Source organism: Chitinophaga sp. (assembly GCF_019236475.1).
GTDB lineage: Bacteria > Bacteroidota > Bacteroidia > Chitinophagales > Chitinophagaceae > Chitinophaga.
This window is the reverse complement of record NZ_JAFAIX010000014.1, coordinates 58236-71372: the sequence shown is the minus strand read 5'-3', so window position 1 is coordinate 71372 and position 13137 is coordinate 58236. Positions and strand designations below refer to the sequence as shown.

The following is a 13137-nucleotide window of genomic DNA, read 5'->3' as shown; positions in this document are numbered from 1 at the left end:
TTCTGATCCCGCCTGGTTACAGTCAGTTAATGCCAATAAAGAGCGTAATATTTATTCGTTATAAGCCTTACCATCTTTATCCCCATGAGTAAAAAACCATTTATGTCCGATGCCGGCCCTGTTACGGATCCGGAGGCATTTTTACCGGAAAATCCCGGTGAAAGTGCGGATACAGCAGCAACCTCCGGACTTACCCCAGATTATTTATTTTATAGGCAGCAGTTCTATCGTTACCCGATAAAAATGAATTCCATCAACCTGCAGAAGCTGGGATGGTGGCGTGCATTGATATGGCTACTGTCCTGGCTCCGCACTGCGGTTTTCCCACATCGTAAACCCAAGCAACTGGAGAAAGCAGTGCGCTATACGGTGGGGAAATATGGATTTGATCAGTTTTATAAAGACTACATCCGAAAGGTGAGTGGAAGAGCTGCACGAGAAATCGCGCTGGCGTCTTTACCAGAAAACCGCCAACTGATTACCGTTAGCGTATTGCTAAAGAAATTATCCCTGTTGAACAAACGTACGGGAGAATGGAAGCCGCTTCATTTGCAGGATTGTAATATCGCCATCGCACAAATGGATGTGAAAGCAGCGGATCTGGAAGTACGTAATGACCCGGCTACCGGCAATGTGTGGGTATCTATGCATTATTACAGCAATCCTCCTGAAAACGGCTGGCATCAGCCGGATGAGGTTTTCCAGCAACAGGCAGTTTCTGAGCTGGAGCTCACAGGGCTAGCGGCAGCCGCCAATGTGCTGGATGTAATGGTTGAACGCCAGGAAATCATTGTGGCAGATCATTTCAATTTCGCCAAAGAACAACTGAAAGATAAAGATTATAGCAAAGCCTCTCTGGCAGCATATGTATTTAAAAATCCGGCCAACAGATGGTATGTACTGGGTGCTATAGCAGCCATCATCCTACAGTTTAGCGTCTTCAAATATTTATATCCATATGCTTCCTTTATCAATGGCGACTCCTATGCCTATTTGGATTCGGCTTACCACAATTTCGATACAGCCACTTATCCGATAGGTTATTCCCGTTTCCTGCGACTCTTCAGTGTTTTCTGTAAATCAGATACCGCCCTCGTGGCATTGCAATATTTATTCCTGGAATCGAGCCTGCTGGCATTGGTGTTTACACTCTGTTATTTCCTGAAGCCTGCAAAGGGAACCAAGATAGTACTGGTATGTTTCGTGTTGTTCAATCCGGTACTGCTTTACCTGAGCAACTATGTTTCCAGTGATACGATGTTTCTCTCTTTGAGTCTGACTTGGTTCACCTTGTTGTTCTGGATCATGTACCGGCCTACGCCTAAACTGGTATTCTGGCATGGCATTGTTTTGTTCTTGGCCTTCACCATTCGTTACAATGCCTTGTTTTATCCGGCAATTGCCTTGTTAGGTTTCATCCTGGCGAGTAAGCGTTTCTGGTTAAAGCTGGCAGGGTTGGGCTTTGCGGTGTTGCTCATCTTTGCATTTGTACAGTTTACGAGCAACAAGTATAAGAAACTGACTAATATAAAACAGTTCACCCCATTCACAGGATGGCAACTGGCCAATAACGCCATGTACGCTTATCGGTATGTAGATAGTGCCCATCGTAAACCGGTGCCGAAAAAATTTGAAGCATTGGATAAATCCATCCGAGAATATTTTGATAGTACGCGAGATGTTCGCCGCTATCCATCAGAAGCCATGAAGGCTAGTACCGTGTATATGTGGACCCCTCATATGCCGCTCCAAACGTATATGCGTAACCAGTTTAAGAAAGATAGCACTGCCACGCAGCATAAAAAATGGGCAAGTATGGGCCCGCTCTATGCAGAATACGGCCGATTTATCATACAGCAGTATCCGAAGGAATTCGCCGTGAATTATCTCTGGCCCAATTTCGTCAAGTATTATGTGCCGCCAGTAGAGTTCCTGGAGAAGTACAATATGGGAGTAGACAGTGTTACGGAGGTCGCGAAGATATGGTTTAATTATAAAGACCGTAAGGTGAAGACAAGGTTAAAATCCTTTGATGTGCCTATTCTAAGCCCATATCCAGTGATAGTAGGGATGATGACCGCCATGTTCCTGTTTGGATGTATTTCCATGCTGGTGTTGGGGGCGCATAAGAATCCCGTGCTAAGAAAAGCCATGTTGCTAGCATTTGCCTTATGGGCTGTTAATATGGGCTTCAGCGTATTTGCATCGCCGATTGCCTTAAGATTCCAACTGTTTCCTATACTGGTTTCGGCAGCCTTTACCATTTTGGTGGTAGGGTATATCGCTGAAGCAGCCTTTATTAACTCACAAAAAGAATCTACATGAAAAAAGAAGTTATCATCGAAATCATTTCCTTCCTAGTAGCAGCCATGTTCCTGTATACAGGCATTATGAAGCTGCGCGAATACGATGTATTCAAATGGGTTATTAGCTCATCGCCTTTGTTGCACTCAGTGGCGCCGGTAGTGGCGAGAGTAGTACCTATTCTGGAGGTTGTAGTGGCGCTAATGTTGGTGATCCCTGCTACCAGAGTGAAAGGATTGTATATCGCCTTTGCGATGATGGTGGCTTTCACCATTTATATCGCCGTATTGTTGACCATGGCCAGTAAGCTCCCTTGTAGCTGCGGTGGTGTATTAGAGTCCATGTCATGGTCCCAACACCTGGTGTTTAATATCCTTGTCACCCTGTTGCTCGGCCTTTGCCTTTGGTTCAATAAACAAATTAAAAAACAATCTATAGCCATTTAAATAAGGATTATGAAACTGATTTTGCAGATGATGATGTTACTGGTACTAATGGCGGGATGTGGAGATAGCACCCCACCGCCGCCATTTGTTTCCGGCAGGGAAGGCCAAAAAATACTGCCTGTTAATTTTTTGAAGTCAGACAGTACCTATGCCACTGTGGATACAGCTTCCGCGCATCCGGCTATCCTGTTCTATATTACTACAGAATGCCCTTATTGTAAGGCGGAGCTGTCGAGCTTACTTAAAAATGCGGATTCCCTGGGGAATACCCATGTATATCTGCTCACCAATAGTAAACTCGCGGAAATACGGGAATATGAAAAAGATTTCAAGCTGGACCAATACCGGAAGAATTTTACCATGGGAATAGATACGGGCTTCGTGATGATAAAATATTTCGGTATCCACGCAGTGCCCTACCTGGCAGTCTATAATAAGGATCAAATCCTGAAACAGGCTTTCAATGGGAGCGTATCCGATAAGAAACTACGGGAAGTGGCAGCAGAGTAACTTTCAGACAAACGGAGGGTTTGTAGCACCTTAATTAGAACTCGGTAATTTCCGGATTCACAGTTGATTAACATTTTTTTTCTTCCCGGTATAGAAAAAATTCTCGATACTTGTATTGTTGTTATGCGACTGGGGAACATCCGCTCGGATGATGCCGCATAACAACAATAAAAGGTCACCAAAATCATGATTTTTCTTGCTGATGGATGAGGTTGTCTTATTAACCTTATCAAAGATTCAGTAATGGTAAATCAATTCAAATTATCCCGGGAAACATTAAATGATCATCTGTCTGACCTGCTGCAAAGCAACAGAGAAATCGCTATTAAAGAACTGTACCAGGCGTATTACAAGCACCTGCTCAGGGAAGCGAATTATATAGTGCGTGATAAAGATCTCGCGGAAGATGTGGTTCAAAATGTATTCATTACCATTTGGAATAAAAGATTGGAGTTGCCCGTACCCGTTAACCTGAAAGCATACCTGATCGTATGTGTACGACGCAGGGCTATTGATGCTATCAAACAGGTATCCAAAATGGAACGCCATAAACAGGCGTACGATAATGATCGTATCGAAGCCACCACACAACGAAGAATAGAAGATAAAGAGATCTACCTTCAGATTTTGAAAGCCATGAAATCTGTGCCCCCTCAGCAAAGAAAGATTTTTGAAATGCGCTTTATCCAGGAACTCAGCACCAGAGAGATTATGGAGTCCAGAGGGCTCTCTAATCAAACGATCAAAAATCATATGAGTAACTGTATCAAAATCATCAGAAGTAAGCTGAAATCCCATTATATCCAATAGTTGCCGATTTTTACTGTTGCTAGTATTAGAATTACTGTGTGTTAATACCCTCCTGACTGATTCCTGTCACTGACTGACGGCCATTCCTCATTTATCTTCGGCCGTTTTCCGTTCAACTTATTTTGGGCGCTAGTGCCCGTAATCCCCGCATACAGCGGGGATTACATTATCGTTTGTGTTGGTTAGTATTCATTTCCCCTCATTTAATTCATTCCAGTTATGCAGAAGCAATCATCCTTTCTCTTCCTGCTGGCATTCCTGGCTGTTGCTATCACTACAAATGCGCAGTCTTCATGGAAACCCCAGCCCATCCCCATCACTACTAGATGGACCAAACAAGTTTCCCCGGAAAACGCATTGCCGGAATATCCCAGACCCCAAATGGTTCGACCGCAATGGGTCAACCTGAATGGCTTATGGGATTACGCCATCACTAAAAAAGATGCGGCCGTGCCCTCTCAATTCCAAGGACAAATCCTCGTGCCGTATCCACTGGAATCAGCACTGTCGGGCGTGAGAAAGTCACTCCAGCCAGATGAGCGCCTCTGGTACAAGCGCATGATCGAAAAACCACAAGCGCCCGGAAATAGGGTACTGCTTCATTTTGGGGCGGTCGATTGGCAGGCCACCGTTTACATAAATGGAAAACAAGTAGGCGATCACGCCGGAGGCTATCAAGCCTTTACGATCGACATCACCAATGCCCTCCATGATGGCAGTAATCAACTATTGGTGTCCGTTTGGGATCCTTCTGATCAGGGAAACAACCCCAGAGGGAAACAAGTGCTACAGCCCAGAGGAATTATGTACACAGCTAGCAGCGGTATCTGGCAGACAGTCTGGTTGGAAACAGTGCCAGACAGTTATATTTCTCGGATTAACCTGATGCCGAAGGAAAGCTCCCTGAAAGTACAGGTCTCACCAAACGATAAAAAGAATTATACCACAGAAATCACCGCCTTCGCTAATGGTGCGCCAGTGGCTCGCGTCAGCGGAAATGCCAGTGATACGCTGGAAATGACTATCCCGGATGTACACCGCTGGTCCCCGGAAGATCCTTTCCTCTATGATTTGAGCATTAAACTCTTTAGCCAAGGGAAAGTGGTGGACTCTGTTACCTCTTATGCCGGAATTCGTACCATCGCGGTCATGAAAGATGGGAAAGGACAGGAGCGTATCTACCTCAATGGAAAATATACCTACAACCTCGGTGTGCTGGACCAAGGCTTCTGGCCGGATGGGCTCTATACCGCTCCAACGGATGAAGCCTTGCGCTTCGATATCCTGGCCATCAAATCCATGGGATTTAATACCATCCGTAAACATATCAAACTGGAACCCGCCCGCTGGTATTACCACTGCGATAAACTAGGGATACTCGTATGGCAAGATATGGTTACTTGCGCCAATGAATCTCCTACCGCCAAAATTGAATTTGAAAAGGAGAATGCCGAAAATATTGAACTGCTGAAAAATCATCCTAGCATCGTTTGTTGGGTATTGTTCAACGAAGGCTGGGCTAAATATGATCAACAAAGATTAACAGAATGGATGAAGAAAAAAGATCCAGATAGGTTGATCAATGGTCATACGGGCGAAAATTACGACAGGAGAGCACCCGCGAATCCGCTGGAACGTTGGAAATCCGCAGATCTCACAGATGTCCATGAATATCCCGGACCAGGTATTGCACCCGCATTGTCAGGCAAGGCTCGTGTGCTGGGCGAATGGGGTGGGGTGCAGGTGAGAGTCATGAACCATCAATGGAATGCTGCAGAAGGTTGGGGATATATCTCCGTACCACCGGCAGATTTCCCGGTGAAATATGAATACATGGTAAAACACCTCAAAATATATGAGGAAGAAGGGTTGAGCGGTTCCATCTATACAGAACCCTTTGATGTGGAAATCGAGGAAAATGGCCTCATGACGTATGATCGGGAGATGATCAAAATACCGATTGAACGTATCCGGGAAATTCATCGAATGATACTTCCCCCTACAGGTCCGGTGCCGGCCGACCTCAAGATAAAGGATATGGATACTACCAATCCGGACAATCGTTATACAGAATGGCTACGTAAGTATAAAACCGGCAGCAAAGATACCAGCTTCCTGAAAGAGTTGGCCCAAATGGCAGTACGACTCAATGATATGCCCAACGCGAGGAAAATCGCCAATGATTATTTGATGCAGATAAAGCCGCCCTATTCCCGCTCGCAATGGCTGTTTATTTTTAACATGGCCACCAGTATAAAAGATACGGCATTCACTATTATCTCGGCGAATAAAGAAGCTGCTAATAAAGTGATGGGAGCCCGGCAGGCGGAGTTGAAGTTAATGTCGACTATTTATGCAGACGTGATCAATCCAAATATCAGTAGCACCAATGAGCACCCAAATTGGTTTGCGATGCAGCAGAAAGCCATGAGGTACGGCAGTCCCGGAGAAGAAATTTACTTGCGGGCAAAAACACTCTATCATTTGAATAATAAACAATGGAAACAGTTTTTTCCCGCAGCCACGCGGTATGTAGCTAAGTACGCGAAGAATTTATCTTTGGATGAACTGAATCGGTTTGCTACAACGGTTTTCTATCGCTCGGACGATTCCACTGTTTTATTGACTGCTTCCAAATGGAGCGGTATCTGCTTAGAACAAGGAGAACGCTCGTTATTCATGAATACCCAGGCGAACCTGCTATATAAAGCGGGTCGCAAACATGAAGCCATCGCAATACAAGAACGGGCGCTCGCATTGGCGCCCGATCAGGAAAAAAAGTCATATGAATCCACGCTGGAAAAAATGAAGCGGGACGAACCAACCTGGTAAGGGTTATTGCGTTACGGTAACGCCATCCAGGTACTTCAGCAAGGCCTCGTTGAGGAAATAACCCCAACCACGCTGGAAACTGCTGATTTGGAAAGACGGATTGTCGATCGCATTGAATGATTCCAAACCCCGATGGGTCAACAGCACTTTGGTCTTGTTGCCTTCGGGAAATAATTCCCAGCTCACTTCAGAATATCCGGGGTATCCCTCATATACCCAACTGTAAGTGATTTTACGTCCAGGTATTACTTCTTTGACCTCACAAAGATGTATATACACGTTCCCGTTATCCTTACCTGTGAAGGTAAACTTAAACCCAGGTTCAGCCTTGAAATCGTCCAACTGGAAATACCATTTGCGCAATTGGTCGATTTGGGTGAGGGCATCCCATACCGTGTTGGCAGGGGCGTCATATACTCGTTCTGTTATCAGGGGTGTGGCACTCATATTATTTGGTTTTAAAAAATGATAAAATGCTTATTTCTTCTTTTTATGCTTTTTTTGATGTTCGAGAAAGTCGCCCAACGCATCCAGCTTGGTATTCCAGAATTCCTGATACTTAGCGGTCCAATCTGCTACCTCCCGTAATCCCTGTAGATTAGCATAACATATCCGCTCTCGTCCTGCCGTTCGGATGCCTACCAATCCACATTCCGTTAGTATGCGAATGTGCTTGGAAATCGCCGGACGGCTAACGGAGAAGTTCTCGGCAATGCTGTTAAGGTTTAAACTATTGCCAGCCAATAACTGGATGATTTCTCGTCGCGTTGGATCTGCTATCGCTTGAAATACGTCTCTTCTCATAATATTTTATTATGTAACCAATCGGTTACAAATATATGTAACCGATTGGTTACGCATATTTTTTTATTTCCAAAAAGTTGATTATTTTATATCCCTCCACCAATAGCCAGATTTGCAAATTTGAAACTGAATTATTTATATTTACGCTTAAACCTTTTGTGATTGAAACAATTGCCGGATACCGCTTTATGGGAGCGTATGCGGGTGTATGATGATAAGGCAGCTTTTGATGAATTGTATCATCGCTATTGGGAGCAGCTTTACACGGCCGCCTATGCCAGACTACAGCAGGACGCAGATGCGAAGGACTGTGTGCAGGATGTTTTCATTGCCCTCTGGCAGAAAAGAAAAGACCTGGCCATCCGTGAACAACTATCGGCCTACCTCCATGTAGCCCTGAAATACCGTGTATTCAATCACTTTCGAAATACGACCACCTACCAAAAGCACCTGGATGTCTTCGCAGATATTCCGCTGTCCCCACTCTTAAAAGCAGACGGACCACTACTGCTCAATGAAATGCAACGCATTATAGCCGCCACCGTTGCCGCTATGCCACCACGTATGCGTGATATTTACCTCCTCAACCACCGGGATTTCCGCTCTATTGATGATATTGCCACCCAACTGGCGCTCAGTCGCCAAACAGTGAAAAACCAACTGGGACTCGCTTTGAGTCGCATCCGCGAGCAGTTACGCTCTTGCAAATAAAAAATCTGAAATTTTTTAAGGAGATATGGTACTGGACCTTTTGAGCCGTGTCATATATACAAGCAAACGGTTATTACAACGTGAACGACCAGGAAAAAATAAAACAAATCCTGTCACGCCTCGATACCGGCACCTGTACGCAGCAAGAGCTGGAATGGCTGCAATCCTGGTATGATTCCCAGGAACCGGTAGCGCAGGTGTTCCGAGACGATGCACACAGGCAATATATACAGCAGGATATGCTGCAACATATCCATTCGGAAATAGATAATGATACCATGCCAGTGGCAGAAACAGCTATCCCGCTGTATCGCCGCTGGTGGATGGCCGCTGCGGTTATAACAGGTTTGCTCATCACCGCAGGATTATTGTTTAAAAAATACCAGGACCGCCACGATATGCTGCTGGCCACTGCCGGGCCAGGAGAAATGAAGGAGTTCCTATTGCCAGATAGCTCACGGGTATGGCTAAACGCTGGCGCCAGCCTAAAATATCCTCGCTCTTTCGGAGAGGTAAGATCAGTAGCACTGGAAGGGGAGGCCTTCTTTGATATTCATCAGGATGCCAGACATCCTTTTGAAGTCCATACCACCGAAATTAATGTACAGGTACTCGGTACTTCCTTTGATGTGAAGGCGCACCCACTGCTGGATGAAACACAGGTGACGGTGAAAACAGGCATGGTAAAAGTGCTCCATCACCAAACAGGACTGGATGTACTCAGCGCTAACGATCAACTGACTTTCAGCAGGTCCGCACAGCAATACATGAAGTCAACAGTGAACAATGAGCAGATAAATGAATGGATGCAGGGTATGCTGTCTTTGTCGCAGGTAGGTTTCGCTGAACTGGCAACAACGCTGGAGAACCAATATGGGGTTAAGATCCGCTATAATCCTGCTGAAATGAAACAAGACGAATATACGCTTCGATGCAGCACTAAACTAACGGTGACGCAAGTATTAGATATTATCAGCAGCATACATCCTATACAATATGATATACACGAAAATGAAATAACTATTCACAAAAAATATTAATCGCACCAACTGTTTTTTACCGGGATGAGAAAAATGTACGGCCATCCCTGGTGAAGTTATTGTCTTCTGAAATCAAAAAACCGTACCTGTTGGAGCAGGTACGGCCAAGAGTGTGCAATGAGTTGCACCCTGTCAGTTAATTCTAAAATCAACCAAATATATGCAAAAATCGTTTAAGCTAGCGTCCATACGCAGCATGATAAGATGGAGCGTAGTGTTTACAGTGTTCTCGCTGACAAGTTTTTCTCTGTTACCAACCAACAAGGCGTATAGCCAAAACCGGCAGGATGTCCGGGTAACAGCCGCCTTCGAAAATGAATCGCTGGCATCATGTATTAAGAAACTAGAAAAGAATTACCAACTAGCATTCGGCTATGACCAAAAACAACTGGCCGATTACAAGATCTCCCGGTTACGTTTTGTAAATGAACCGCTCAATAAAGTAATGGCAGCGCTGTTGCTGCATACTGACCTCTCATTTGAGGAAAAAAATGGGGTCATCATTATCACCCGCACACCTACGGCCCTGCCATTGACCGCCGCAACGGTAGTCCCCGGAAAGGTCCGCGGACGCTGTATAGAAGCAGGGACCACTAATCCCATTCCCGGTGTAACCGTTCGCGTGAATGGTACAAAATACACCGCTATGACAGACGTAGATGGTATGTACGAACTCACGGTTCCCCAAGGAAATTATACGTTGCAATTTTCTTTTATCGGCTACCAACAAATTACTTTACCCATTCGTATAGGCGCTACCGTAGTAACCATACCAGTGAGCATGAGCGTGCTGGCATCCCGCCTCTCTGAGGCCGTAGTCATCGGTTATGGCGTGCAGGAAAGACGTAACTTGCTGGGCGCTGTGAGCTCTTTCCGAGCAGATGAGCAACCCGGACAAATGCCGCTATCCGTAGATCAGGCGATGGTAGGAAAACTCCCCGGCGTGTACATCGCGCCAAGTAGTGGCGTACCAGGTGCTGCAAGTAATATCACTATCCGTGGTATCAGCACCCTTAACCCTAACGGCAACACGCCGCTGATTGTGGTAGACGGTGTTCCTATCTACGGTATCGATCAACAGTTGAATACGGTTGACTACAGTAAAGGAAGCTCCCCACAGGTAGGCTATGGTGGTAACCTGGTGCAAAATGATTATCGCCCGCCAACCACCTTTGAGAAGAATCCCCTGGCTACTTTGAATCCTGATGATATCGAGTCTGTAGAAGTATTGAAAGACGCGTATTCCACTGCTATCTACGGTTCCAGAGGGTCTGGAGGGGTGATCCTCATCACTACCCGCAAAGGAAAGAAAGGATCTGCGCACGTGGATGTACAATTGGGTACTTCTGTTAGCGCTCCCCGGAAACTGCCGAAAGTAATGACAGGGGATCAATATGCGGATTTCTACAATCGCCTGTTTGCCTTGAAAGATTCTATCGGTAAGGCTTCCGGCGGCTGGTATATTCCACTGAACTACAAATTCCCTAAAGGGGTCAATACCAACTGGCTGGATCAGGTAGTTAGAAATGCAATAGGCACAGATGCAAATATTGCGCTCAGTGGGGGTACAGATAAGAGCAATTACTTTGTCAGCCTAGGTTACGATAAACAACAGTCCTATATCATTAATAACGATTTTACCCGTTATCAAGGCCGTGTAAATTTCGATAACCAAATGTCGAAAGCCCTGAAAGTAGGCGTGAGCGTTGGTTTGAACCAGGCGAATAATAACAGTCTCAATGCCCAACAAGTATATCGAGATGCGGTGTTGAAAGCACCTAATATCAGTGTATACGATAGCCTTGGTAAATTCAACTGGCTATTTGGTAATAACCCTACAGGGCCTTCTACCGTGTCTAACCCGGTTGGTCAGGCTACCACTGGCAAGAATTATTCCGTGGACAGTCGCGTACTCGGAAATGTATTTGCAGACCTGAAACTGCTACCATGGCTTTCCTTCCACTCGGATGCAGGTACGGATTGGATCAACTCTCGCGCTTATAGTCGCGTGATCAACAGGCCGAGAACAGAAGGAGGCATGGCTACCGAAACCCAACAACAGTTGCGCAAATTTGTGGTGAATAACCGCATTGATATAAATAAATTGTTGGAAGGTGGACACGGTATCAGCGCTATGCTGGGTCAAAGCTATGAACAATCCACAGAGGATGTTACAACGGTAGTGGGCGACCATTTTATCAATGATGAAATGCTCAGTATCGCTACGGCTAAAAATAAAAGAGTGGTGAGTTCTCTCCAACAGGAATGGGCACAGGTCTCATTCTTAGGGCGATTGAATTACCAATATAAAAACCAATACCTGGCGGGTGTTACCTATCGCATGGATGGTTCTTCCCGTTTCTCAAAGAATCATCGCTATGTAGGTTTCCCTTCCTTCGCCCTGGGCTGGGTGCCTAGCGAGGCGGCTTTCCTAAAAGGTAGCAACTGGATCGATCAGCTAAAAATACGCGGGAGTGTAGGCTTCACCGGTAGTGATGGTGGAAATGGCTACTATGGCAACCAAGGCCAATATGTGGTAAACCCATATGCGGCCTCTTATGGCAATATCACTGCTATTGGGGTGAAACAGCCAGCCAATCCAAACCTGGCCTGGGAACGCACTACTACCTGGAATGTAGGGATGGACCTCGGCATACTCAAAAGCAGGATCACGGCTACACTGGATTACTATCGCAGACAAACGACCAATGCAATCGTTAGCTCTGCACTGCCTTATTTTATGGGCTTCGGCGTGCAGAAGCAAAACCTGGCAGACCTAAGCAATAATGGGGTGGAACTGAGTATCAACAGTCAGAATATCACCGGGAAGGCGTTTACCTGGACTACCAATCTTATAATATCTGCTAATAGAAACAAGGTCGTGCGTCTCCATAAAATCAACGAAGACGATTTAGCGATACAGAATGAACTGGATGGCGGACGCTTCTGGAAAGTAGGCCATTCCGCTACTGCTTATTATCTGTATCAGTGGGGAGGTGTAAACCCTCAAGACGGGCAACCGCTTTGGATAGATAAAAATGGGAAATCTTCCGAAACGCCTATCCAGCAACAATATCCGGATCGTCCGTATGAAAATAGAGCATATAAGGGAGACGCGATGCCCGTTGTCTTCGGTGGCTTCGGCAATACGTTTACCTATAAATCCTTTGAGCTGAACTGCTTCTTCAACTTCTCTGCTGGCAATAAAATCTTCAATGGGGCTAAAGCGGCGCAGTACAACTACCTGGGTAGCTCTGCCGGTTCAAACGATACTTGGAACTTGTCGCCGGACCTACTGCGCTACTGGCAGTATCCCGGACAGCAAACAGATATCCCAATGATGATTAATAAATCCAATTTCGCGAGTGCAGGCTTTGGTACCTCCTACGACTATACGTTGTCCAGACAGAATGATCGCTTCCTGGAAGATGCCTCGTTTATCAAGCTGCGTAGCCTGTCGCTTACATACGACTTTAGCAAAGTGCTGAAAAATGTGAAAACGATCCGCTCCTTGCGCATGTTCGTAGAAGGCAACAACCTGTTTATTATTACCAAATATTCCGGTATCGATCCTGAAGTAAGCGCTAGTGGGTCTTCCGCCCTAGGTATGGGCTTCGATGAACTGACAATGCCAGCTCCGCGTACTTGGAGACTCGGTGTAAAAGCATCACTCTAAAATC

The 13137-nt window shown here is 45.6% G+C and carries 10 protein-coding genes; 8 read left to right on the top strand and 2 right to left on the bottom strand.

Going from position 1 to position 13137, the window contains the following annotated elements:
* Positions 1–84: 84 nt before the first annotated feature.
* The 5 genes from JO154_RS25550 to JO154_RS25530 all read left to right on the top strand — a co-directional run bounded on the left by JO154_RS25550 (position 85) and on the right by JO154_RS25530 (position 6902).
* On the top strand, positions 85–2325 hold the full coding sequence (locus JO154_RS25550) for a hypothetical protein (protein WP_291951785.1): 2241 nt from the start codon (positions 85–87) through the stop codon (positions 2323–2325).
* A complete protein-coding gene (locus JO154_RS25545; RefSeq protein ID WP_291951780.1) occupies positions 2322–2750 on the top strand; it encodes a MauE/DoxX family redox-associated membrane protein in 429 nt (142 codons plus the stop codon). The genes JO154_RS25550 and JO154_RS25545 overlap by 4 nt, the downstream gene beginning before the upstream one ends.
* Positions 2751–2759: 9 nt before the next feature.
* A complete protein-coding gene (locus tag JO154_RS25540) occupies positions 2760–3260 on the top strand; it encodes a redoxin domain-containing protein (RefSeq protein ID WP_291951777.1) in 501 nt (166 codons plus the stop codon).
* A 243-nt stretch (positions 3261–3503) separates the two neighbouring features.
* On the top strand, positions 3504–4070 hold the full coding sequence (locus tag JO154_RS25535) for a sigma-70 family RNA polymerase sigma factor (protein ID WP_291951773.1): 567 nt from the start codon (positions 3504–3506) through the stop codon (positions 4068–4070).
* A 219-nt stretch (positions 4071–4289) separates the two neighbouring features.
* A complete protein-coding gene (locus JO154_RS25530) occupies positions 4290–6902 on the top strand; it encodes a glycoside hydrolase family 2 protein (protein ID WP_291951768.1) in 2613 nt (870 codons plus the stop codon).
* 3 nt (positions 6903–6905) lie between these two features.
* On the opposite strand, the gene JO154_RS25525 is transcribed toward JO154_RS25530, so the two are convergent.
* Both JO154_RS25525 and JO154_RS25520 read right to left on the bottom strand, forming a co-directional pair.
* Positions 6906–7349: an SRPBCC domain-containing protein gene (locus JO154_RS25525; protein ID WP_291951765.1), complete on the bottom strand. Its 444-nt coding sequence runs from the start codon at positions 7347–7349 to the stop codon at positions 6906–6908.
* A 30-nt stretch (positions 7350–7379) separates the two neighbouring features.
* Positions 7380–7706 carry a metalloregulator ArsR/SmtB family transcription factor gene (locus JO154_RS25520; RefSeq protein WP_291951762.1) on the bottom strand — a complete coding sequence of 109 codons (327 nt, stop codon included), beginning with the start codon at positions 7704–7706 and terminating at the stop codon, positions 7380–7382.
* 162 nt (positions 7707–7868) lie between these two features.
* Here JO154_RS25520 and JO154_RS25515 point away from each other — a divergent pair, with 162 nt between their 5' ends.
* The 3 genes from JO154_RS25515 (at position 7869) to JO154_RS25505 (ending at position 13133) form a co-directional block, all read left to right on the top strand.
* The gene (locus tag JO154_RS25515; protein WP_291951759.1) at positions 7869–8417 is read left to right on the top strand and encodes a sigma-70 family RNA polymerase sigma factor; all 549 of its coding nucleotides are present in this window, start codon (positions 7869–7871) and stop codon (positions 8415–8417) included.
* Between the two features lie 47 nt (positions 8418–8464).
* A complete protein-coding gene (locus JO154_RS25510; protein ID WP_291951756.1) occupies positions 8465–9457 on the top strand; it encodes a FecR family protein in 993 nt (330 codons plus the stop codon).
* 160 nt (positions 9458–9617) lie between these two features.
* A complete protein-coding gene (locus tag JO154_RS25505; protein ID WP_291951753.1) occupies positions 9618–13133 on the top strand; it encodes a SusC/RagA family TonB-linked outer membrane protein in 3516 nt (1171 codons plus the stop codon).
* The last annotated feature ends 4 nt before the right edge of the window (positions 13134–13137 follow it).